We start from the raw sequence: 23,394 nt of genomic DNA on the forward strand, positions 1-23,394 counted from the left end.
AACCGCCACAAGAGGGCTGCTGACTCGATTAATCAGGGGCGGGGCATGACGCCGGAGCGTTTATGCTTCCCACACTCTTGGGTCAGTCAATAATGACCGGCAGCCGCATGACGTTGGCCTCCCGACCGAGGTGGGCCAGCAGGCGGCGCACATCGTCGAGGCGGATGATCAGGGTAGCGGTGTTGACCAGCGGATGGCACTGCATCTGCTCGGCTTGCCAGATGGCCTCGTCCACCACCAGCTCTACCGCATTTTCCCTGTCGCGCACCATGGCGAGCAGGGTCACCGAGCCCGGGGTGAGGCCGAGTACCGCATCGAGCCGCTCGGGGGAGCCAAAGCTCAGCCGCTTGACGCCGAGCATGGCTGCCAGCGCCTTGAGATCGACCCGGCGCTCCTCCGGACTCACCACCAGAAACAGCCGCTCGCTTTTCGGGTCGCGTAAAAAGAGGTTCTTGGTCTTGGCGGCGGGCAGGTCGGGCAGCAGCTTGCTCGCCTCCTCACAGGTAAATACGGGGGGATGATCGACACGCTAGTAGGGGATAGCCAGCTGATCCAGCAGGGAATAGATTGCCACAAAGACTCCTTTTGTCGGCGAAGAGTGGTCAGAACGGGATGAGCGGGAATAACGACCGGATCGAGCTTACCAGTTTGACTCCCGCCTCGCAGCCAGCATGACGATTGCGAGTAGGCACTGTATGAACGTACAATAGTCCCATTCTCGGACAGCCCCTTTACGCTTCATGACTGCAACCCAGCCCACTGTACCCGCCACTCCGCCCCTCGACGGTTTTATCCTGACCCGCCACGGTCGGGACGTGCGCGGCCGCAACGGGCAGGCAGCCACCACCGAAATCGTGATGTGGCTCTGGAGCGCGCAGGGGCCGGTACGGGTGGTGGTGCCGGGACAGGAGCCGGTGTTCTTCCTGCCGCAGAGCCATATGGCAGAAGCCGCCGAGCTGTTCAAGGGGGCCGGGGTGAGCGGGCGGTTTCGCCGCCTGCCAATGCACACCTTCGACGGTCGCCCTGTGGTGGGCTGCTATTTCGCCACCCTGAGCGCCTTTCACCGCGCCATCGAGCTGCTGCTTATTCGCGGGCTGGAGCACTTTGAGGCGGATATCCGGCTGCCGGAGCGGTTTCTGATGGAGCGTTTCATCACAGCTGGTGTGCGTTTCGATGGCCGGGCGGTGAAGAAGGGAGGCAAGCAGGGCTACTGGGAGGTCAACGAGGCGCGCTGCGCGCCGCAGGCGGTGACGCCAACCCTCTCCTGGGTGTCCCTCGACGTGGAGTGCGCCATGGACGGTGCCCTCTTCTCGGTCGGCCTTTACAGCGAACAGGATGCGCGGGTCATCATGATCGGCACCTCGGAGGCGGATGCTGAGAGCTGGGGCACCCAGGTCCAGTGGGTAGAGGACGAGAGCGCCCTGCTGAGTGCGCTGGAGAGCTGGTTCAGCCAGCATGACCCCGATCTGGTGATTGGCTGGAACGTGGTCAATTTTGACTTTCGCCTGCTGCTGCGCCGCGCCGAGCTTAACAAGCGGCGGCTGCGGCTCGGGCGGGGTCGTGAGCTCTGCTTCTGGCGCTCGTCACGGGGCGATCCCCAGACCGGCAACGTCATCATTCCCGGGCGCATGGTGCTCGACGGCATCGATACCCTGAAAAGCGCCACCTGGCAGTTTGCCAGCTACAGCCTGGATGCGGTGGCGAGCGAACTGCTTGGCCGTGGCAAGGATATCGAGGATGTGGCCAATCGGGGGGAGAAGATCACCGAGCTGTTCCACTCCGACAAGGAGGCGCTGGCTCGCTACAACCTGGAAGATTGCAAGCTGGTGTGGGAGATCTTCGACTACTGCCACCTCATCCCTTTTGCCATCGAGCGCGCCTCCCTCACTGGTCTTGAGCTGGACAGAGTAGGGGGCTCGGTGGCGGCCTTTACCAACCTCTATCTGCCGCGGCTCCATCGTGGCGGCTACGTGGCCCCCAATTTGCCGGCCGACGGTGGGCTGGCGAGCCCCGGCGGCTATGTGATGGACTCCAAACCCGGTCTCTATCGCCATGTGCTGGTGCTCGATTTCAAGAGCCTCTATCCCAGCATCATCCGCACCTTCTGCATCGATCCCATGGGACTCATCGAGGGGTTGCAACACCCCGACCACGCCATTCTAGGTTTTCGCGGCGCCATGTTCTCCCGCGAGCGGCACTTTTTGCCGGATCTCATCGCCACCCTGTGGGCGGCGAGGGACAGAGCCAAGGCTGCCAGCAACAAGGCACTCTCCCAGGCCATCAAGATCATCATGAACTCCTTCTACGGGGTGCTGGGGTCGGGGGGCTGCCGTTTCTATGATCCGCGACTTGCCTCGTCAATTACCTTGCGTGGTCACAGCATCATGCAGCAGACCCGCGAGTGGATTGAGGCGAAGGGGTTCGAGGTGATCTATGGTGACACCGACTCCACTTTTGTCCATCTGGGGCGCGAGACCAGCCCGGATGAGGCGGACGAGATTGGCCAGCGACTGGCGCAAATGATCAACGATAACTGGGCTGCACTGATCAGGCGAGAGTTCGACCTGCCGAGTTATCTCGAGATCCAGTACGAGACCCACTATCGCCGCTTTCTGATGCCCACCATCCGCGGGCTGGAGAAGGGCAGCAAGAAGCGCTATGCGGGGCTGGTTGGCAAGGCCAGTGAGGGGAGTGAACAGCTGGTGTTCAAGGGGCTCGAATCGGTGCGCACCGACTGGACCATGCTGGCCAAGCAGTTTCAGACCCGCCTCTACGAGCTGGTGTTTCACGATGAAGATCCCAGCGGCTATGTGCGCACCATGGTGGATGAGACCCGCGCCGGTCGTCACGACGATCTGCTTATCTACCGCAAACGGCTGCGCCAGAAGCTCGAAGAGTATCAGAAGAATGTGCCGCCCCATGTGCGTGCGGCGCGGCTGGCCGATGAGGAGAACCTGCGCCGCGGGCTGCCCCAGCGCTATCAGCATCGGGGCGCCATCGCCTATCTGATGACCCTCAATGGCCCCGAGCCGCTGGAGTACCGGCGCAGCGCCATCGATTACGAGCACTATATCGACAAGCAGTTGCGGCCCATTGCCGATGCCATCCTGCCCTTTATCGGCGAGTCGTTCGACCGGATCTGTGGTCAGCAGCTGGATCTTTTCTGATTGGTGCAAGTTGGCACTTTACTTCCCATGAATACTGGATAAAAATACAGTTATAAATCATGGAGAAGTTTCCTATGCGTCTTGAAATCATCATCGACAGAAAACATCAGATCCCGACCTCGACCATGGAGGCGCTGCGTCAGGAGCTGCTCAAGCAGCTTGGCGAAAAATTTCCCGACATCCATGTGCGGGTCGCGCCGGGCAGTACCATGGCCCTGACCGTCAGCCGTGCCAGCAAGGAAGACAAAGAGCTGGCCGAAGCTATGGTGCAGGAGGTGTGGGAGAACGCCGACAGCTGGATGCCGGAAGAGAACGTCGCATCCTGATCCCCATGGTCAGTGGATAATTCTGGGCGGTGGATAAATGGGCTGCGGATAAACGGGCATGCCTGCTAATGCACTGCTGATACCCATACAACAAAAAACGCAGCCAGGTGGCTGCGTTTTTTGTTGGTGGTGAGTCGCAGTGGCTTGTCTGGCTCTGGGTTGAGCCATGCCGTTACAGTCCCGCCCAGCTTTTCAGGCTCTGCTGCTGCACCCGGCGGTTGGCTTCGCGGATCTCCCCTTTGGCGCGCAGGTCGGCCAGCGCAATGGGCAGTGCGGCGCGGATCTCGGCACTGCTCATTCCGGCTTTGAGGGCCGGGTGATAGGCCATCTTGAGCAGCACATAGTCCAGCCCGGTCAAAAAGCTGTCGATGCTGTTGTCATTGAAGATGGAGGGAAACACCTTGTCCGAGTCGTTGGGCAGACCCATCACCTGGGTGAACTCCTCCACCACGCAGTCGAGAAAACGCCCCTTGGCTCTGCTGTAGTCTACCGGAATGATGATGGTGGCACGGCTGATCTCGTGTTTCGCATTGGTTGCGAAGTTGGCAAGGCAGAGCCCTTCCTTGAGTGCCATCTTGACTGATGGATCCCCCCCCATGGTGCGGTTGGCCCAGCTCTTCATCTTGCTGTAGTCGGTCATGATCAGGGTGAGGTTGGGCTTTGCGGTCACCATGCTGATGGAGTGGCCGGTGATGCGGGCCAGATGGGCTGCCTGTACCTTCACCACGTCGGCCTGCAGCGGCTTGTCACCCGATTCGTTGATAAGTTGCAGCCGGATCGGCTGCTGCCAGCGGGCAAAACGGGTCTGCCTGGCTTCGCCATATTCCCGCTCCATGGCGATGGCCATAAAGCTCTCGGTGAGATAGCTGTCGCTCTGCCAGCGCTCATCGGCCCGGGCGCTGTGGCCCGCGAGCAGAAGCAGCAGGGCCAGCAGCCCACGTGACGCGCTGCGGGGATAGTCAGCGCGGCCCAAGCTGGTCATTACCAAAGTGGCAATAAGGCGGGTGGCACCAAAGGGGGTGGCGGCAAATGACATGTTTCCTCCCTGAAACGGTTGTCTACCTAGCGGTTGGCCTTGTCGATATCGCGCCAGGTGAGCCAGAGCCTGAGATCAAACTCCAGTTGATGATAGTCGGGCTCCATGTGCTGGCAGAGCTGGTAGAAGCTCTTGTTGTGATCCTTCACTTTGATATGGGCCAGCTCGTGCACCACGATCATTTTCAGGAATGGGGGCGGTGCCTCCTTGAACAGGGCGGCGATGCGGATCTCGTTCTTGGCCTTGAGCTTGCTGCCCTGCACTCGGCTGACGTAGGTGTGCAGACCGAGGGCATCCTTGATCACGTTGATCTTGCCATCGAACACCACCTTTGACAGGGGCGCCGAGCTCTTGAGGTAGCGGTTCTTCAGCTCCATGGTGTAGGCGAGCAGCGCCTTGTCGCTCTGGATCTGGTGGCTCTCCGGATAGCGTTTGGCCAGCATCTCCCCAAGCTTGCCCGCCGCAATCAGCTGTTGTACCTGTGCCTTGAGGGGGTCGGGATAGCCGCCCAGATAAGTCAGTTCCGCCATGGTGTCACTCGTTACATCAAAAAGAGCGTCATTGTAGTTATCTCGGGCGGGCTTGCCTACTGCGGGCCGCTGCTGCAAGGGGGCTCTGGCGCAAGAAAAAGGGCGGCCATTGCAACAATGGCAGCCCTGCGGGGCGTATTGACGATCAGCGTCGGCGATAGAGACCCGGATCCACCTCTTCATAGTGGCTGGTCAGGTATTGATAGAAGGCGAGATGGGAAGGGGAGCTCGGCTTTTTCAGCTCCTCGCTCACCCGATCCGGCTTGGCGATGATGAACTTCGGGCTCTGGCGCTGGATATCGGCCAGCACCCGCTCGCGCACGTCATAGGGCGGATTGACGTTGGCAAAGAAGAGGTAGGCGGAAGCCGGCTGGCGATCGGTCCAGAGATAATATTGCGGCTGGATGCCATCGACCCAGATCTTGTCGCTCGGGACTGTCTCGGCCTTGATGCGATCAACCCGTACCTGAGCTGCCGGATTGAAAGGGCGACCTTTGAGGGTGCCTTCCCAGGCGTTGTTGATCATCAGCAGCAGCATGGCCAGCGTTGCCAGCCAGGGGGTGGCACTGCGCACATCCCAGGCGCGCCAGAGAGGGATGAGGATCAGCACCGGCAGCGCCCACAGCAGGCTGGTGCCGAGCACCTCGTTGACCCGTTCGAGGGACCACTCCTTGGTGCTCCAGCCAAAGGCGAGCTGCTGGGCCAGCAGCCAGCTGGCAGTGAGTACCACCAGCGAGATGCAGAGCAGGCCGATCGCATCAGCCTGTTGTTCGCTGCGATCCAGCAATACCGCCAGCGGCAGCACTGCCAGTTGCAGATAGAGCACGTCGTAGTGATCGAACACATGGCCGGAGACCGAGTTGGCGATCAGGGTAAACAGTACCCCAAACAGGGTCGCCAGCAGGGCGGGCAGATACCACTCCTGACGGCGGCTCAGCATCAGAATGATGAAGGCGGGTAGCAGCATGATAAGGCCGGTGCGCAGCAGGCCGACGGCGCCCACCATGGGGGAGAAGCCATTGCCGTAGCTCCCTTCGAAGAAGATGTCGAAGGCGTAGTATTTGAAGGCCGCCAGCAGATCATGCTGCTGGAAGTAGGCGTAAAGCGGGCCGCCAATCAGCGCCAGCCCCAGCAGGCTGGAGATGAGCAGCAGAATGGCGTCACGCCACTTCTCTTGCAGACACCAGTGGCAGAACAGCACCAGATACCAGGCCCCCCAGAAGGCGCCGTTGTTGGTGCGCATCCAGGCGACGATGGCGAAGGTGAGTGCCGCCACCAGTGCCGGCCACCAGCGAAATCCCTTGTCCAGCAGCAGGGTAATGAAGGCCCACTGGGCGATGAGGGCGAGGTGGAAGGTCCAGTCCTCAGTCATGTTGCCGTAGTAGTAACGGGTGCCGTAGAGAGCCAGCACCGCCAGCATGGCGCCGAGGCGTGCCTTGAACGAGAGTCCGAGCTGTGCAAAGGCCTGCCAGCTGGCCAGCAATCCGAGCCAGCAGAGCACCCACTCCAGTGTCCAGATCCCGACAAATCCCCCCATTCGATAGCCCAGCGCATCGAGGGCGAAGATCATCGGCCCCTTGATGTCGATCATGTCGCGATAGAGCACGCCACCTTCGCTCCACATCTTGCCCATCACCGCGAACAGCGAGGCATCAAAGCCTGGCGCCATGGTATGGAAGAGCGGGTTGCGCAGACAGAAGAGCAGCGCCAGCAGGGCGGTAAGCAGCACGATGGCTGGCTTGATACCCGGGTTGACGCGAGGGGGAGTGAAACGGATGGAGTGATTCATGAAGTCGCCTGTTCCTGCAGCTGGTCTTGAAAGCGGGCCTATCTTGCCGAGCTAGTGAGTGCGATGCAATGGGGCGGGCCCGTGTGGGGCAAATATTCTCGAAAAAGCCCGGTTCTTGCAGGGAACCGGGCGCTGGCTGCGGCAAAATTGGCCGTCAGGGGATGTAGCAAGCCATCCCCCCTCTGCATCAACTGAGGTACTCAAGCAGGGGCGGCTGCGCTTCCAGTGTCGGCAGGTGACGGGCCCAGCGGATAAAGGCGTCGGCCAGGGTGATGCCGAGCTCCTGATTGTGCTGGGTCAGGGTACGCGCCAGTGCGGTGTAGCCCTCCTTGCCGGAGGCGGTATAGGCGCTCGACACTCCGCGATAGACCTGTTCGGCATTGACCGCTTGCCACTGGCCGGGGGCGGCTTCCCACTCCAGTCGGGTGATGCGCTGGCCCTTGGGCCGATCGGCCTGATAGGTGAATCGCACCCCCGCGGTGTAGGGGAAGCTGCCGTTGCCATTGCCGACCACGCCGTTGTTGGTGGCGTTGTCGATGGCATTCTCCAGTGCCTCCGCCAACTCGTGACCGTGCACCCGATAGAGGGTGAGGGGAATGGCAAACGGCAGCAGGCGACCGGCGATATCCGCTTCGCTCAGGGGGCCCGGCTCCAGCGAGCAGCGCACGCCGCCAGCATTGTGCAGGGCAAAGTCCACCTCGCCTACCTGTTCACGGGCGGCGGTCAGCATGGCGCGGGCCACCAGCGGGGCGAGCTGGCTGCCGTGGGGCTGGGTGGCATCCGGCAGCCGCTGATGGGGAAGTGGCGCCGCCAGTCGGGTGACGATGCGCTGGCTCATGGTTTCAATCTCCGGCCGGTAGCGTTTGGCCAGATGTTGTTCAAGCTGTGGGTCCGGCTCACAGAAGGTGAGCCCGACAGGTGGCGTGGAGGCGTACGGCCAGGGCTGCCAGGGGAGCCACTCCAGCTGACCCTGACTCTGCACGACGCGGCCCGCCTCATCGAAGGTGAGCTCGCAGACACCGAGGCAGAGGGCGCTGTGGCCAGCATGCAAAATAGCCACCCCGTTGTTCATCAGCGGATAACTGCCTTCGCTTGGCAGACCCAGCGGCGCGAGATCGCCGAGCAGGCTGTGGGTGTGGCCGCCGATGATGAGACTGAGCTCGGGGAAGCGTTCGGCCAGCAGCTTGTCCTGATCCAGCCCGAGGTGGCTCAGCAGCACGATATGCTGGATCCCTTCGCGCTTGATCTCCTGCAACACCCTGGTGAGGGTGTCGGCGACCGCGTGGAAACGGGTGTGGGGATCCGGGTTGGCGATGGCAGCCATCTGGGCGAGGGTGATGCCGAGCAGTGCAAAGGGAACCCCGTCGATCACCCGACGATGCCAGGGCTGATGGGCGTCGTAGAGGTGGGGAATATCCCACAGCCCCAGCGGCGTGTCGGCTGGCTCCTGACTGTTGTCCAGATTGGCGGCCAGCACCGGAAAATCGAGCTGGCGCAAGAACTCCACCAGCGGGCCGTTGCCCAGATCGAACTCGTGGTTGCCAAGTACCATGGCATCGGGGGCCAGCATGGCGAGCAGGTCGGCGTTGGCGCGCCCTTTGAAGCGGTTGAAATAGAGCGAACCCTGAAAGGAGTCGCCACCGTGCAGAAATAGAAAACGCTGGCCGGCTGCTGCGGCTTTGGCACGCAGTTGGGTCAGTCGGGTCAGGATCCGGGCATAACCGCCGCACTGGGTGCGCCACTGGCCTTCACCGACAGGGGAGAAGCTCATGGGCGCGCCATCGAAGTGGGAGTGGCAATCACTGAAATGGGCAAGTTGAACCGTAATACTCATCTCGGTCCTCCTTAGGGGGAAAATGAGCACCGAGTCTACTGCAAAGGAGGGGTAGGATACCAGCCCGGCAGGGTGCCGGGCTGGTCAGCGATCAGGCGGGTACCATGATCTGGGTGGCGACGATCACCACCAGCAGGCCGACGGCGACCGGCATACTGGTGCGCTTGACCACCTCGAACGGCGAGAGCTTGCCCATCCCCGCACAGGCGACCACCACCCCGGAGACCGGAGAAATGGTGCGACCCAGGTTGGAGGCTTGCAGCATCGGGATCACCAGATAGGCCGGGTTGATGCCAAGGCTGCTGGCCAGGTTGGGGATCAACTCCACGAAGGCGTAGAAGGGAGCATTGCCCGAGCCGGTGGTGAAGGCGGCCAGGGTGGTGATCACTACCAGTGACAGCATCATGATCAGACCACCCGAACCGAGATCCTGCGCGTGAGCCAGCAGGGTGTCGATAAAGCCGACGGTCATCAGACCCTGGGCGAAGACACCGGCACCGACCAGCAGCATGACCACACCGGCAAAGGCATCAGCCATGTTGCGCCAGCAGACCTGCAGACCGTCCAGCAGCTCCTTGCCATTGCGGATCCGCACCAGCTCCAGCAGGCTGGCCAGCACCATGCACATGACGATGATGGTGACGATATCCAGCTGCGGACCCCATTTGCCGTCAAACACCAGCACTCCGATGATGGGGGTAAAAGGCAGGATGGCGTAAAAGGCAGGCGCAGTCGTCACCAGATCACCCGGGGCGACCGGCTCGTTGTGCTCACCGGATTTTTGATCAAGGTAGCGCTGCCAGAAGAAGTGGGTCACCGCCATGCAGGCGATCGCCACCAGCGAGATGGGCAGGGTCAGCTTGAAGGCAAAATCCAGCAGCGGCATGTTGGCGGCCTGAGCAGCCATCACCACGTCCCCTGAGGTCGGTGCCAGAATGATAGCGGCTGGCGAGGCGCACACGGCCGCAGCCGCGCCACGGGAGATCCCCATGTTGACCATCAGCGGGAACAGGGTGGCCATCAGCAGCACGCCGAGGCCGGTAGCGGAGCTCACCGCCAGCGACATGGCGCAGGCCACCAGATAGGCAGCCACCAGCAGGATATAGGGGGATTTGATGATGCCGAGCGGTTTGCTGGCCAGCTTGACCAGAATGGTGTTGGCGCCGATATGGCTCATGTAGCCGGCGAAGCCACAGAGCACCATGATCAGCATCCCCAGTCCACCGCCACGATCATTGAGCAGGAAGCGGACGTATTCGAAGATATCGGTTGCGATATAGCCGGTGCTGACCACCTTGCTCGGCAATACCGGCTTGCCCATCATGGCGGTGATGACCAGCAGCAGCAAGCCGCCGCTCAGCAGCACCCCGGTTGCGGAGTATCCTTTGAAAATGGCACGGCCCACCACCAGGGTGACCAGGGTGCCAACAATGAGTTCCAGCATATGTTGCCTTCTGATTGGATGAGAGTGGAAGGAGTCTATTCCGATAGGGGTAGAGTGGCGACTGGAAACAGGATGTTGTGTGAGCTAAATCAACGTTTAACCCCATGAACAGAATTAAAGAAAGGTAAAGGTACTTTACCCAGCGGGTTTGGCTACCTACCCTTGCCAGCCTTGGTTGTCTTTTGAGGCTTTTATATGGTGATTGGTGATTTTTCAGGCATTAAACGCTCTCTTTTCCTGCTCGCGATGCTATTTTCACCTACTTGCGTGTTTGCGGTAACCAATGACGGTTTTCATCAAACCGGTCCTCATCAGGCGGTCGCCATGCGGCGTCTCATGGCTCCTCACTCTTACGGCGTACTGGTGGTTGCCGAGGGGAACAGACCCCGTTTTGCCGCGCTGGCATCCAAAACCACCGAAGCAAACTGCCTGGCCCGTCATGCCATCCGGGTAGATGGGGTCGCGTTGCTGGTCACCCCGAGATTTTATGCCAAAGAGGGAAAACGGGGACTTTGCGAGCTGTGGCTCAATGAGGGGGCAGATCAGGACTTTTTTGCCAACCGTCTTAAAAATGATCATTTCATTCAGATAGATGGTCATGACATCAATGTGAAAAACTATCACCTCGACTGGCAGCGCATCAGTCGTCCTGCTCAATAAAAATACAGTTTCATCCTTGTGCCATACTTTGCTCACGCAACCTGTGAGCTTGCTCTGATTTCTGGGCTCATCATTGTATTGCGCCGCCTCTTGGTCACACATAGGCTATACCCGTCATCTGTGTGGCGGTGGGTTTCACCAAGGTTGGTACTCCGCCCGTGCAATCAAGGAAGGTAGTCTGGCATGGTCAGCAAGGTTTATGGAGTAGTGGGGAGCGTGCTATTGCTGTTGCCCCTGATGAGTCAGGCTCAGCCGAGCCGGCCGCAAGTGGTGCCAGAGTCCCGCATCAATGTCCGTTTTTATGAGGTCAATGCAACCGGTCCGGAGCAGCTTGCCCGGGCGATTGCCCAGAGTGCTCCCAAGGTGAATGGCAAGCCTGTGCTCGGCAAGGCGAGTTATCAGGTGGACTGGCAGCTGGAAACCGACCAGTTGCCGGGGCGTTGCCAGCTCAAACGGGTAACGGTAACGACTCATGCCACTGTATTGTTGCCCCGCTGGCGTCAGAGTTCGGAGGGGAGTGACCCTGCTCGCCAGCGCTGGGGTCGGCTGCTCTCCAGCATGTTTGACTATGAATCCCGTTTCAAAGAGATGGTGCTGCAAGGCGGAAATCAGGTGGGCGGGGCGATTGCGGCACTACCAGGCCATGCAGATTGCCAGGCGTTGCGCTATGCCGCCTGGGCTGCGGGCAGTGGCGAATTGAACAAGGTGAAGGCACGGGTAGACGATTTCCAGCGTCAGACGGGTTATGGCGAACAGCTCGGGGTGCATTGGCCCAAGTGAGCGCTATAGAGGGTCCGATATCCTGCCAACACGCCTCTTTATCGAATGATTTGATAAATAGAATGGCCGCCCGATGGGCGGCCATTCTATTTGTTTGCAGAGTCCGGTTCAGACTAGTGCTTTGCCCTTGAGCAGCTTGCGTACCCAGTAACGGGCAGGGTGGAGCACTTCCAGCAGATCGGCGGCCAGCGGCAGGGGATCGCCGCAGATCTCGCTGGCGAGCAGCTCACCACAGAGCGGCGCCGAGCAGAGGCCCCGCGAGCCGAGCGCCCCCAGCACATAGAGGCCGGGGTGAAGGGGGAGTGGCTGGGCATTGTGCTGATCATGCTGCAGCTGCGCATAGTGATCCGCCAGACCTTGCAATCTGGCCACTGGCCCCACCACCGGAAGGTGATCCCGACTGGCACAACGCACCCCTACGCGCGCCTCGTTGCCGCTCACATCCACTTCGGCGGGCCAGGTTTGCTCCGGCAGGCAGGCTTGCAACCGCACCTGATTCTGGATTTGCTCCTCGGCACGAAACTCAAGGCTGCTCTGGTTGCGGCCATAGCTGGCACCAATACAGTGTTGATCGTTGTGCATAGGTGTGAGGTAGCCATCGTAGCAGAGCACGGTCTCGAGCTGACGCAAGCTGGCCGAGGTCGGCACATGGCTTACCTGACCGCGCACCGGATAGAGCGGCAGCTCGGCAAAGGGGAGCAGTGCTGGCAACTGGTGACCGGCGGCGACCACCAGATTGGGGGCCTGCCAGTGGCGACCGTCCTGGCTCTCTATGTGCCAAGCATCTGTCTGCTCGGCAATGGCAACCACCTCGGTGTTGAACACCACCTCAAGCAGGCCGCTGGCTTGTGCTTCTTTAATAGCGGCTCGGGTGAGATCGGCCGGACAGAGCCAGCCTCCCAGCGGGTAACTGACGCCGCTGTGGCCACAGGGCAGGCCAACCACCTGCTCTACCTCTGCTGTAGAGAGGGGATGCATCAGTTCGGACGGGAAGGGGCCCTGGCTCATTTTCACCAACTTGGCTGCCGATTTGTCGTCATAACCGAGCTGTGTCACTCCGCATAATTCGAAAGCGATAGGATGGCGTTCGGCCAACGTCAGCAGCCGTTGGCGGGCATAGCCAAAGGCGAGGGAATAGAAGCGTGACAGGGCATCGTGCTCGCCGTTGAGCAGGGGGTAGAGCGCGCCCTGGCGGTTGCCGGAAGCGCCGGTGGCCGGTTCGCCATCTGCACACAGCAACGTCACCTTGCGACCCCGCTCCACCAGAGAGAGCGCCGTCATGGCCGAGGCGATGCCGCCGCCGATGATCACCACCTCGCCAGTGCGTCCGGCAGGACGGGCATACCAGGGGGCGATGGTATGCTGCGGCTGCTTGTCGGTGCGATCACCCACCAGCATCTCCCGCTTGCTACCATGCCCTTTCACCTTCTTCATGGCAAAGCCTGCAGCAATCAGGCCGCGACGGACAAAACCGGCACAGGTAAAGGTGGCGATGGAGCAATCGGGACGGGCGAGGCGAGCGAGACCATCAAACAGCTCCTGTGTCCACATTTCCGGGTTCTTGGCCGGGGAAAAACCATCCAGATACCAGGCATCCACCAGCCCCTCAGCGTGGTGGGGCAGTTGCGGCATCATGTCCTTGATATCGCCCAACCAGAGATCGAGGCGAATGCGGCCGCCCGCAAAATGCAGGCGGTGGCAACCGGAAAGCGGCAGCGGCCACTGGGCGACAAGATCCTGGCTCAAGTGGCCAAGTTCAGGCCAGGCGGCCAGCGCCTTGCGCAGATCGTCTTGGGTCAGGGGGTATTTCTCGAAACTGATGAAGTGCAGACGGGAGCCGTTACCGGATTGGGGCGCCTGTTCCAGGAAGGCTTGCATTGTCGCCAGAAAGTTAAGGCCTGTGCCGAAACCTGTTTCACCTATCACGAAACTGTCACTATCGTGGTGCGAAAATCGCGCAGGTAGCCGGTTTTGCTGCAAAAAGACGTAGCGGGTTTCACTTAGACCGTTATCATTGGAAAAGTACACATCCCCGAAGTCACTGGAGACAGGAGTTCCCGCTTCATTCCAGTCCAATCGGGCATGATGTAAGGATGTTTGACTCACGTTTTCCTCGGCTCGCGTCACAAAATCGCGGGCATTCTACGTGAAAGCAGACCAGTTTGGCAGCCGAAAGCGGGTAGACTTGGCGCCAGTTTTTCCAGACGAGATGAATTAATGAGAAGAGCAGTGATCACCGGTATCGGCGTCATCTCCAGTATCGGCAACAACAAGGAAGAAGTGCTGGCCTCCCTGAAAGCAGGTAAATCCGGCATCACCTATTCCGAGCAGTTCGAGCAGCACAACCTGCGCAGCCGTGTCTGGGGTAACATCAAACTCGATCCGTCTGAACTGATCGACCGTAAAGTCATGCGTTTCATGGGCGACGCTGCGGCCTACGCCTATCTCTCCATGCAGCAGGCCATTGAAGATGCCGGTCTGGCGGAAGATCAGGTCTCCAACGAGCGTACCGGCCTGGTTGTCGGTTCAGGTGGTGCCTCCGGCAAGAACACCTCGGAATCTGTGGACATCGCCCGCGAGAAAGGGGTCAAGCGTGTGGGCCCTTACATGGTGCCGCGCACCATGTCCTCCACCACCTCTGCTTGCCTGGCGACCCCGTTCCAGATCAAGGGTGTCAATTACTCCATCAGTTCAGCTTGCGCCACCTCTGCTCACTGCATCGGTCACGCGCTTGAGCTGATCCAGCTTGGCAAACAGGATGTGGTCTTCGCCGGTGGCGGTGAAGAGCTGGACTGGTCCTCTACCATCCAGTTTGACGCCATGGGGGCCCTCTCCACCAAGTACAACGACATGCCGGAAAAAGCCTCCCGTACCTATGATGCGAATCGCGATGGTTTCGTTATCTCCGGTGGCGGCGGCATCCTAGTGATCGAAGAGCTGGAACATGCGCTGGCCCGTGGTGCTCACATCTATGCCGAGCTGACCGGTTACGGTGCTACCTCCGATGGCTATGACATGGTCGCGCCGAGCGGCGAAGGCGCGGTGCGTTGCATGAAGATGGCAATGCAGGGGGTTGGCAAGGTTGATTACATCAACACCCACGGTACCTCCACCCCGGTTGGCGATACCAAGGAGCTGGAAGCCATCCAGACTCTGTTTGGTGCCAACGGTCCCAAGATCTCTGCCACCAAGGCGATGACCGGCCATGCGCTCGGCGCTGCCGGCGTGCACGAGGCTGTCTACTCACTGCTGATGATGGAGCACGGCTTTATCGCTCCCAGCATCAACATCGAGACTCTGGACGAGAAGGCCGAAGGTCTGCCCATCGTGCGCGAGTACGAAGAGGCCGAGCTCAACACCGTCATGTCCAACAGCTTCGGCTTTGGCGGTACCAACGCCTCCCTGGTGTTCAGCAAGTTCAAAGCATGATTATCCGGTTGATATGAAAAAAGCGCCTCAGGGCGCTTTTTTTGTTTCCGTGATCTGCCATCACTCATTGCAGAGCAGAGCAGAGCAGAGCAGAGCAGAGCAGAGCAGAGCAGAGCAGAGCAGAGCAGAGCAGAGCAGAGCAGAGCGTCAACCATTGTAGGATAGGGGGCAGAGTTCAGCGCTGATGGTTGGTGTCAGGTGAGATTACACCAATAAGCCTGCTCCGCATCTTGGGAGAAAGGCAGATAGCAAGAAGGGAGCCTGATGCTCCCTTCTTTGTTAGCGGTAATTTGATGGTTACTGGTTAGAACCAGAAGCCGATAATAAAGGAGCCTGCCAGCGTCAGCATCACGTTGGCCACCGCATAGGTACCTGCATAGCCAAGCGCCGGAATGGAGCTGTTGGCGGCCTCGTTGACCACATCCATCGCCGGGGCACAAGTACGGGCACCTGTGATGGCACCGAGCAGCAGCGCCGGGTTCATCTTGAGCACCCAGACCCCGAACAGATAGCCAACCAGCACCGGCAAGGTGGTCACCAGCATGCCGGAGAAGAGCACTACCGTACCCACCTCGCTGAGGTGGTCGAGGATGCCGCCACCGGCTTTCAGGCCCGTGCTCACCATAAAGACCGCCAGACCGAGATCCTTGGCCAATCTGAGCGCGCCGGGCGGCACATAGCCGACCGTCGGGTGGTTGGCCCGCAGGTAACCCATCAGAATGCCTGCCAGCAGCAGGCCGACTGCGTTGCCGAGACCGAATTCGATCTGACCGAACACCAGCGAAACGGAGCCGATCAGCAGGCCGAGTACGAAGAAGGTGGTGAAGGCCACCAGATCCGTGGTCTGGCTGTGGATGCTGATAAAGCCGATCTTGTTGGCCAGCAGTTTGACCCGCTGCTTCTCGCCGCTGATCTGCAACACGTCGCCCTTTTGCAGCATGATGTTGCGATCGAACGGCATCTCGATCTGGGAGCGTACCACCCGGTTGAGGAAGCACCCTTTCTCGGTGAGGTTGAGCTCCACCAGATGGCGGCCTACCACGGAGTCATTCTTTACCACGATCTCTTCGGTGACGATCTGCAGGTCGAGCAGGTTGCGATCAAACACCTCTTTACCGTTGCGGTAGTTGACGTCCAGCTTCTCGTGGCTCTCGGGATAGCCGACCAGCGCGATCTCGTCCCCTTCCTGAATGACGGCATCGCCATCGGGACTGGCGAGAATGCCGTTGCGGCGGATCCGCTCCACATAACAGCCGGTGTGGGGATAGATGCCGGTTTCACGCAGGGTGCGGCCACCAATCCAGGCAGCCAGTTCGGGGCCAACCCGATAGGCGCGGATGATGGGCAGGTAGGTCTTGCGACTGTCGCTGTCGGAGAGACCCCGCTCACGGGCAATTTTTTGCGCCTCGGTGTTGAGATCGAGCCGTGCCAGCGAAGGGAGGTATCGCACGACCAGCATCAGACCCACCAGGCCCACCAGATAGGTCAGGGCGTAGCCGATGCCCATGTTGTCGAGCACCGCCTGCATATCGGTCTGATGGGGCAGGTTGAGCAGACCACTGCGCAAGGCATCCTGGGCACCCACCAGCGCCGGGGTCGAGGTGAGGGAACCCGCCAGGATCCCCGCCGCCATGCCCGGCCCCAGATTGAAGAACTTGGCCAGCCCCACCGTCAGCAACAGGGCGGTCAGCAAGATCACCAGGGTCAGGGTGATGTAGTGGATGCCGTCGCGCAGGAAGACGCTGAAGAAGTGAGGGCCCGCCTCGATCCCTACACAGAAGATGAACAGCATAAAGCCGACGTTTTCAGTGGTGGCTGCAAATTCGAAGCCCATCTGGCCGAACAGCAGGGCGGTGAACAACACGCCGATGGTGTTGCCAATCTGAAAGTTGCCAATTCGCACCTTGCCCAGCAGCAGGCCGAAGGCCAATACCACGAACAGCAGCAGGGAGTCGCTTTGATGTAGCAGTGTCACGAAATCTATGGTCATGCCCGGAAAAACCGAGGAAAAAAGTGGGGTCGATATTGTGCCGGATCTATCCCCAATAAAGAAGCGCAAGGGTGCGATTAATCGGACGTTATCGGACGCTATTTGTGGAACCTGCGGCGTGATAGGGAGACAAGCGGATGAAATCTGGCAATTTTTGCTGTAACCGTCGTTGTCAATTAGTGAAATCTGCTGCCCGCGACCGAAGTGCTCTGGCGCAGGCCGATATTTTAGATTCTGCTGTTCAGCCGCTTGGCGGGGATCAGTTTCAGCAGATTCAACCGATGGCCGCCATGGTTGGCTGAGGGGCAAGTCAGCTTGATATTTGCCCGTTCGCCCACGGGAAAAGGGTTGGCAAAAAGATGCCTCTGAAAAGTGCCAATAGAGCCTGTCACCCCGCTGTTCCTGAGGGGGCTAAAAAACAGCATAAAATCAGGTTGGCCAGCAAAATGACTCTTTGCCGGGGGCCATCAAGGGCAATCCCGCGTCCTGACAGGGCTTGCTGCACTTACCCACAGAATCTGTGGATAACCCTGTTTATGAAACTTGTTCATCGCCCTGAAAGCCGCGCCAGTACTGGGATGCAAGGGCTGTTCAAAAAATACCGGAAGAAAAATGTTTGTATAAAAATCAAATAGTTAGATGCGACAGGAGAAAACTCTGTCGAGCCGGGACGGGTAACAAAAGGGAGCGTCAGCAGCAAGAAGGATCTTGTGCATTAAAATTGGCAGGAGAGGGCACTAAAGTGGATAACTTGCACCGAGATGGTGAGGAATTGGCTCCCCCGACTGGACTTGAACCAGTGACATACGGATTAACAGTCCGCCGTTCTACCGACTGAACTACGGGGGAACATCAGGCAAGGAGGAGCATCATACAGAAGGTGTCCTGGGTGGTCAAGCCATTCGCGGGATGATGGCACGGGTGTACCGCTGCCAAACCCTCGGTTACACTGCTCCTTTGCTGTTTTGTGTCGGGAGTGTTCATGAGCAAATTGTTCAAGTTAGCCAGCCAGTTTCAACCCGCCGGGGATCAGCCCACGGCGATTGCCCAACTGCTGGATGGCATCGAGTCGGGGCTGGCCCACCAGACCCTGCTCGGGGTGACCGGTTCAGGCAAGACCTTCACCATGGCCAACGTCATCGCCACTCTGAACCGCCCGACCATGATCCTGGCTCCCAACAAGACCCTGGCCGCCCAGCTCTATGGCGAGATGAAGGAGTTCTTCCCCGACAACGCTGTAGAGTATTTCGTCTCCTACTACGACTACTACCAGCCCGAAGCCTATGTGCCGACCACCGACACCTTTATAGAGAAGGATGCCTCGATCAACGATCACATTGAGCAGATGCGATTGTCGGCCACCAAGGCGCTGCTGGAGCGGCGCGACGTGGTGATCGTTGCTTCGGTGTCGGCCATCTATGGTCTGGGGGATCCCCAAGCTTATCTGAGCATGATGCTGCATCTCAAAGTGGGGGATGTGATCAACCAGCGGGATATCCTGCGCCGTCTCGCCGAGCTGCAGTACACCCGCAACGACATGGCGTTTCAACGCGGTACTTTCCGGGTGCGCGGTGAAGTCATCGATATTTACCCCGCCGAATCTGACAAGCTGGCGCTGCGGGTAGAGCTGTTTGATGAAGAGGTGGAGCGCCTCTCCCAGTTCGATCCCCTGACCGGCGCTATCGAGCAGACGGTAGTGCGCTACACCATCTACCCCAAGACCCACTACGCCACCCCGCGCGAGACCATTCTGGGGGCTATCGAGCATATCAAGGAGGAGCTGCGCAGTCGCCGTGAGCAGCTGTTGTCCCTCAACAAGCTGGTGGAAGAGCAGCGCATCAGCCAGCGTACCCAGTTCGACATTGAGATGATGCAGGAGCTGGGTTACTGCTCCGGTATCGAGAACTACAGCCGCTACCTCTCCGGCCGTGCGCCGGGGGAGCCGCCGCCCACCCTGTTTGACTACCTGCCGGGGGACGGTCTGCTCATCATCGACGAGTCCCACGTCACGGTGCCGCAGATCGGCGCCATGTTCAAAGGGGACCGCTCCCGCAAGGAGACCCTGGTGGAGTACGGCTTCCGGCTCCCCTCGGCGCTGGACAACCGGCCGCTCAAGTTCGACGAATTTGAAGCGCTGATGCCGCAGACGGTGTTTGTTTCGGCGACTCCCGGCCCCTACGAGCTGGAGAAGTCCGGCGGCGATTTGGTGCAGCAGGTGGTACGCCCAACCGGCCTGCTCGATCCGGAGATCGAGGTGCGTCCGGTGACCACTCAGGTGGACGATCTCCTTTCCGAGATCCGCAAACGGGTCGCGGTGGAGGAGCGGGTGCTGGTTACTACCCTGACCAAGCGGATGGCGGAAGACTTGACCGAGTATCTGGCGGAGCACGACGTCAAGGTGCGCTATCTCCACTCCGATATCGACACGGTCGAGCGGGTGGAGATCATTCGCGATCTGCGCCTTGGCAAGTTCGATGTGCTGGTGGGCATCAACCTGCTGCGGGAAGGTCTCGACATGCCGGAAGTGTCGCTGGTAGCAATTCTCGATGCAGATAAAGAGGGCTTCCTGCGCTCCACTCGTTCGCTGATCCAGACCATCGGCCGTGCGGCGCGTAACCTCAACGGCAAGGTCATTCTCTACGGCGATACCATCACCAACTCGATGAAGGTAGCCATTGAGGAGACCGAGCGGCGCCGCGCCTTGCAGCATGCCCATAACCTCAAGCATGGGATCACCCCCAAAGGGCTCAACAAATCCATTGGCGATGTGATGGACATGGGGGGCAGCCGCACGGCAGGCAAACCAGGCAAGGGGATGCGCAAGGCAGCCGAGCCGCAAGGGGAATACCATGTCCGCTCAGCCAGCGAGATTGCCAAAGAGATCAAGCGGATGGAGGAGCAGATGTTCCAGCATGCCCGGGATCTGGAGTTCGAACAGGCGGCGGCACTGCGGGATCAGATCCAGCGGCTGCGCAGCGCGTTGATCGAATCATGAGCCGCAAACGCTGGCTTGTCTGGCAACGACTTCGTCGTCTCTATCAGGGCTTTCGCCATCCCGGTACCCCCTGGTGGGCGAGAGCCCTGGTGATCCTTATCCTGCTCTATGGCATCAGTCCGGTGGATTTTATCCCCGACGTGGTGCCCTTGCTGGGTTGGTTTGATGATGTGACCCTGCTGCTGGTGTTGCTATGGGGTTGGGAGCGTTGTCTTCCCCCTGCAGTGCGCAGCGATCTGGAACAGGCCTCCTAGTTCACCTTTTCAACACCACGCTCGACATCACTCTGTGCGCTCCCACCCTCGAAGGAAGCGGAAAAACGGTTTCATTTGAAGGTGGGCTCTGCAGGATGAAAAAGAGGCTGGCCGGTGATTGTCGCCCGAATGGCATTGGCGTAGACTCCACGCCGTTCACTTTATGGGTATGGAAAAAATGGATCTGATCCTCTTTGCAATCGACTTTATCCTGCACGTTGACGTGCATCTGAAAGAGCTGTTCGAGAACTATGGCGTCTGGGTTTACGCCATCCTGTTTCTGATCATCTTCTGTGAAACCGGGTTGGTAGTGACGCCGTTCCTGCCGGGTGACTCCCTGCTGTTTGCCGCCGGTGCGCTTACTGTGGGCAGCGTGCTGGACGTCCATACCCTGGCGGCCGTGCTGATCATCGCTGCCGTGCTGGGCAACGTGGTCAACTACACCATTGGTCACTTCTTCGGCGAGCAGCTGTTCCGCAACCCGGACTCCAAAATCTTCCGCCGCGACTATCTGGAGAAGACCCATGCTTTCTACGCCAAGCATGGCGGCAAGACCATCATCATCACCCGCTTCCTGCCCATCGTGCGTACCTTTGCGCCGTTCGTGGCAGGGATGGGGGCCATGACCTATCCGCGCTTCCTGGCGTTCAACCTGGTTGGCGGCCTGCTGTGGGTACTCTCCTTCGTTTATGCCGGTCACTTCTTTGGCAATCTGCCGGTGGTGCGTCACAACTTTACCCTGCTGATCTTCGGCATCATCGGTATCTCCCTGTTGCCCATGGTAATTGGCGCGGTCAAGGCCAAGATGAGTACAGCCAAGGCATAATCAGAAATACGGTCAACCAGAACGAGAAGGGGGAGCCATAATGGCTCCCCCTTTTTATCTTCACGCGGGCATGACACTCAGTTGCAGCAGCGCCCTTTCACCAGATTGCCGATGGCCACTACGGTGAAGACCAACAGGTAAGCGGCGAAGATTACGACCAGCCACTGGGGCATGGAGTAACCGAAGAACTGCCAGGTGATCTGGGCACAATCCCCTTCTGGCATAAAGAGCCAGGGGAGCCACTGATCGAGCGGAGCCCAGCTCGGGAAGTCGGCAAACGGGCTGCAGACGTTGAACGGGGAGGGGTTAACCTGATAGTCCACATGCTTGAGGGCCAGCTGGAAGCCACGGAAGGCACTGTAGCCCCACAGCAACATGGCACTCCAGCGAACATACCACTTATCCGGCGCCACCATGCCGAGCAGACCGGCGGCCAGCACCCCCAGGGTCGCCAACCGTTCGTAAACACACATCACGCACGGGGAGAGGCCCAGCACATGCTGGAAGAAGAGGGCACACAACTCGAGGAACAGGGCTGATGCTGTCAACAAGCCCCAGGCCAGCCGATGGGCGGCGATACGGCGGAGAAACTCGATCATCTAATTGATCTCTCAGAAAAAACAGTGGCTGAATTAGAGCAGAGCGGGGCAGAAAAGAAAAGGGCCCTGAAAGGGCCCTCGGAAACCATATCAATGGATTAATGCAGCGCTGGCTGTACCGCTGGCAGCGTACTCTCCATCACCAGCCATCCGTGCTGATAGAACCACTCGGTGGCAGGGCCAAGCAGCAATTCGACAGAGAAAAAGCCGATCAGCCCCAGCACCAATGTGTAGGGCAGCGCCATCCAGACCATGCGGCCATAGGAGAGACGCAGCAGCGGCGCCAATGCAGAAGTGAGCATAAACAGGAAGGCGGCTTGACCATTGGGGGTGGCGACCGACGGCAGGTTGGTACCTGTGTTGATGGCTACCGCCAGCAGATCGAACTGGGCGCGGTCGATGGCACCATTGAGCATGGCCGTCTTCACCTCATTGATGTAGACAGTGCCGACAAAGACGTTGTCACTGACCATGGAGAGCACCCCGTTGGCCAAATAGAAGAGGGCCAGCTGGTTCTCCGGTTTGGCTGCCAGTACCAGCTGGATCACCGGCTTGAACAGCTGCTGATCGATGATGACGGCGACCACGCTGAAGAAGACCGCCAGCAGGGCGGTGAAGGGGAGTGCCTCCTGGAAGGCTTTACCCAGCGAGTGCTCCTCGGTGATCCCGGTCAGGGAGGTGGCCAGCACGATAACCGAGAGGCCAATCAGGCCAACGGCTGCCAGGTGCATGGCCAGGCCGACAATCAGCCAGACCGCAATCAACGCCTGAACGATCAGCTTGGCCTTGTCTTGCGGGCTGCGTTTTGCCTCTTCGTAGCGATTGTACTCCTCCATGATGGCACGCACCGTGTCCGGCAGGCGTGCACCATAGCCAAACCAGCGGAACTGCTCTACCAGCACGCAGGTCAGCAGACCGCAGATAAAGACGGGGACGGTGACGGGTGACATGCGAATGGCAAATTCGGCGAAGTTCCAGCTGGCTTGCTCGCCGATGATGAGGTTTTGCGGCTCGCCCACCAGGGTGCAGACACCACCCAGCGCGGTACCGATGGCGGCATGCATCATCAGGCTGCGCAGGAAGGCGCGAAAATCGTCGAGATCCTGGCGATTGAGCTCGGCGACTTCCTTATCATTGGTATGGTCATGGCTGTGACCAAACTCCTTGCCGGACGAGACCTTGTGATAGATGGCATAGAAACCGGTGGCGACGCTGATCACCACGGCAATCACGGTCAGGGCATCGAGAAAAGCTGACAGGAAGGCGGAGACCAGACAGAAGGAGAGGGAGAGCAGGATCTTGGAGCGTACGCCGATCAGCAGCTTGGTGAAGACATAGAGCAGCAGCTGCTTCATGAAATAGATGCCTGCCACCATGAACACCAGCAACAACAGCACTTCGATATTGGCGACCAGCTCGTGTTTGACCTGATCGGCGGAGGTCATGCCGATCAACACGGCTTCGATCGCGAGCAGACCACCTGGTTGCAGGGGGTAGCATTTGAGGGCCATGGCCAGGGTGAAGATAAACTCAACGACCAGTAACCAGCCCGCAATGAAAGGATCAAGGTGGAAGGCAATCGGATTGATCACCAGAAATAGCAAGATGGCGCTTTTATACCACTGTGGTGCATTGCCCAAGAAGTTCTTGGCGAATGCCTGCCCTAGGCTTATTGGCATGATAATGGGTCTCAACTTTGTTGTTAGGATCTGCTTCTATGCAGTCAAGGATGATT

General features: G+C 59.5%; 18 protein-coding genes, 1 tRNA gene and 1 pseudogene. 9 read left to right on the top strand and 11 right to left on the bottom strand.

The window, feature by feature from the left end; all coding sequences use genetic code 11:
* Positions 1–82: 82 nt before the first annotated feature.
* Positions 83–574, bottom strand: a pseudogene (locus G5315_RS19540) (prolyl-tRNA synthetase associated domain-containing protein).
* A gap of 166 nt (positions 575–740) precedes the next feature.
* On the opposite strand from G5315_RS19540, the gene G5315_RS19545 reads away from it, so the two are divergent.
* Both G5315_RS19545 and G5315_RS19550 read left to right on the top strand, forming a co-directional pair.
* Positions 741–3,167 (top strand): DNA polymerase II, encoded by a 2,427-nt coding sequence (locus tag G5315_RS19545; RefSeq protein WP_421249972.1) that lies wholly within the window; start codon positions 741–743, stop codon positions 3,165–3,167.
* A 74-nt stretch (positions 3,168–3,241) separates the two neighbouring features.
* Positions 3,242–3,493: a DinI family protein gene (locus G5315_RS19550; RefSeq protein ID WP_129503940.1), complete on the top strand. Its 252-nt coding sequence runs from the start codon at positions 3,242–3,244 to the stop codon at positions 3,491–3,493.
* 172 nt (positions 3,494–3,665) lie between these two features.
* Here the strand turns inward: G5315_RS19550 and G5315_RS19555 are convergent, their stop codons facing one another.
* The 5 genes from G5315_RS19555 to dcuC form a co-directional block, all read right to left on the bottom strand.
* A complete protein-coding gene (locus G5315_RS19555; protein ID WP_421333796.1) occupies positions 3,666–4,529 on the bottom strand; it encodes a DUF2927 domain-containing protein in 864 nt (287 codons plus the stop codon).
* 26 nt (positions 4,530–4,555) lie between these two features.
* Positions 4,556–5,059 carry a M48 family metallopeptidase gene (locus G5315_RS19560; RefSeq protein WP_227342756.1) on the bottom strand — a complete coding sequence of 168 codons (504 nt, stop codon included), beginning with the start codon at positions 5,057–5,059 and terminating at the stop codon, positions 4,556–4,558.
* Between the two features lie 145 nt (positions 5,060–5,204).
* Positions 5,205–6,848 carry a hypothetical protein gene (locus tag G5315_RS19565; RefSeq protein WP_227342758.1) on the bottom strand — a complete coding sequence of 548 codons (1,644 nt, stop codon included), beginning with the start codon at positions 6,846–6,848 and terminating at the stop codon, positions 5,205–5,207.
* A gap of 187 nt (positions 6,849–7,035) precedes the next feature.
* Complete coding sequence (locus G5315_RS19570) at positions 7,036–8,682, bottom strand: bifunctional metallophosphatase/5'-nucleotidase (protein WP_227342759.1); 1,647 nt, start codon at positions 8,680–8,682, stop codon at positions 7,036–7,038.
* A 91-nt stretch (positions 8,683–8,773) separates the two neighbouring features.
* Positions 8,774–10,126 carry an anaerobic C4-dicarboxylate transporter DcuC gene (gene dcuC / locus G5315_RS19575; protein ID WP_227342761.1) on the bottom strand — a complete coding sequence of 451 codons (1,353 nt, stop codon included), beginning with the start codon at positions 10,124–10,126 and terminating at the stop codon, positions 8,774–8,776.
* Between the two features lie 195 nt (positions 10,127–10,321).
* Here dcuC and G5315_RS19580 point away from each other — a divergent pair, with 195 nt between their 5' ends.
* Both G5315_RS19580 and G5315_RS19585 read left to right on the top strand, forming a co-directional pair.
* Positions 10,322–10,786, top strand: a complete 465-nt coding sequence (locus tag G5315_RS19580; protein WP_216953505.1) for a hypothetical protein — start codon at positions 10,322–10,324, stop codon at positions 10,784–10,786.
* 183 nt (positions 10,787–10,969) lie between these two features.
* Positions 10,970–11,566, top strand: a complete 597-nt coding sequence (locus G5315_RS19585) for a DUF922 domain-containing protein (RefSeq protein ID WP_421333798.1) — start codon at positions 10,970–10,972, stop codon at positions 11,564–11,566.
* A 108-nt stretch (positions 11,567–11,674) separates the two neighbouring features.
* Here G5315_RS19585 and mnmC read toward each other — a convergent pair whose 3' ends face one another.
* On the bottom strand, positions 11,675–13,693 hold the full coding sequence (mnmC, locus tag G5315_RS19590; RefSeq protein WP_421333799.1) for a bifunctional tRNA (5-methylaminomethyl-2-thiouridine)(34)-methyltransferase MnmD/FAD-dependent 5-carboxymethylaminomethyl-2-thiouridine(34) oxidoreductase MnmC: 2,019 nt from the start codon (positions 13,691–13,693) through the stop codon (positions 11,675–11,677).
* Positions 13,694–13,783: 90 nt separating this feature from the next.
* Between mnmC and fabB the strand changes: the two genes are divergently transcribed.
* Positions 13,784–14,995 (top strand): beta-ketoacyl-ACP synthase I, encoded by a 1,212-nt coding sequence (fabB, locus tag G5315_RS19595; protein ID WP_216978860.1) that lies wholly within the window; start codon positions 13,784–13,786, stop codon positions 14,993–14,995.
* Positions 14,996–15,299: 304 nt separating this feature from the next.
* Here the strand turns inward: fabB and G5315_RS19600 are convergent, their stop codons facing one another.
* Positions 15,300–16,985 (bottom strand): aspartate:alanine antiporter, encoded by a 1,686-nt coding sequence (locus G5315_RS19600; protein ID WP_128815308.1) that lies wholly within the window; start codon positions 16,983–16,985, stop codon positions 15,300–15,302.
* Between the two features lie 137 nt (positions 16,986–17,122).
* Between G5315_RS19600 and G5315_RS19605 the strand changes: the two genes are divergently transcribed.
* The gene (locus G5315_RS19605) at positions 17,123–17,287 is read left to right on the top strand and encodes a hypothetical protein (protein WP_162628421.1); all 165 of its coding nucleotides are present in this window, start codon (positions 17,123–17,125) and stop codon (positions 17,285–17,287) included.
* Positions 17,288–17,758: 471 nt separating this feature from the next.
* Here the strand turns inward: G5315_RS19605 and G5315_RS19610 are convergent.
* Positions 17,759–17,834 (bottom strand) — tRNA-Asn (locus tag G5315_RS19610).
* Between the two features lie 133 nt (positions 17,835–17,967).
* Between G5315_RS19610 and uvrB the strand changes: the two genes are divergently transcribed.
* The 3 genes from uvrB (at position 17,968) to G5315_RS19625 (ending at position 21,060) form a co-directional block, all read left to right on the top strand.
* Positions 17,968–19,980 (top strand): excinuclease ABC subunit UvrB, encoded by a 2,013-nt coding sequence (uvrB, locus tag G5315_RS19615; RefSeq protein WP_421333801.1) that lies wholly within the window; start codon positions 17,968–17,970, stop codon positions 19,978–19,980.
* Positions 19,977–20,234 (top strand): YkvA family protein, encoded by a 258-nt coding sequence (locus G5315_RS19620; protein WP_368171680.1) that lies wholly within the window; start codon positions 19,977–19,979, stop codon positions 20,232–20,234. The genes uvrB and G5315_RS19620 overlap by 4 nt, the downstream gene beginning before the upstream one ends.
* Before the next feature lie 178 nt (positions 20,235–20,412).
* The gene (locus G5315_RS19625; RefSeq protein ID WP_041202713.1) at positions 20,413–21,060 is read left to right on the top strand and encodes a DedA family protein; all 648 of its coding nucleotides are present in this window, start codon (positions 20,413–20,415) and stop codon (positions 21,058–21,060) included.
* Between the two features lie 77 nt (positions 21,061–21,137).
* Here the strand turns inward: G5315_RS19625 and dsbB are convergent, their stop codons facing one another.
* A complete protein-coding gene (dsbB, locus tag G5315_RS19630) occupies positions 21,138–21,659 on the bottom strand; it encodes a disulfide bond formation protein DsbB (RefSeq protein WP_139734721.1) in 522 nt (173 codons plus the stop codon).
* Between the two features lie 98 nt (positions 21,660–21,757).
* On the bottom strand, positions 21,758–23,338 hold the full coding sequence (gene nhaB, locus G5315_RS19635; RefSeq protein ID WP_421333804.1) for a Na(+)/H(+) antiporter NhaB: 1,581 nt from the start codon (positions 23,336–23,338) through the stop codon (positions 21,758–21,760).
* Between the last annotated feature and the right edge of the window lie 56 nt (positions 23,339–23,394).

The sequence above is a fragment of the Aeromonas sp. 603607 genome (assembly GCF_049171595.1).
In the GTDB taxonomy this organism is placed as follows: Bacteria; Pseudomonadota; Gammaproteobacteria; order Enterobacterales; family Aeromonadaceae; genus Aeromonas; species Aeromonas veronii.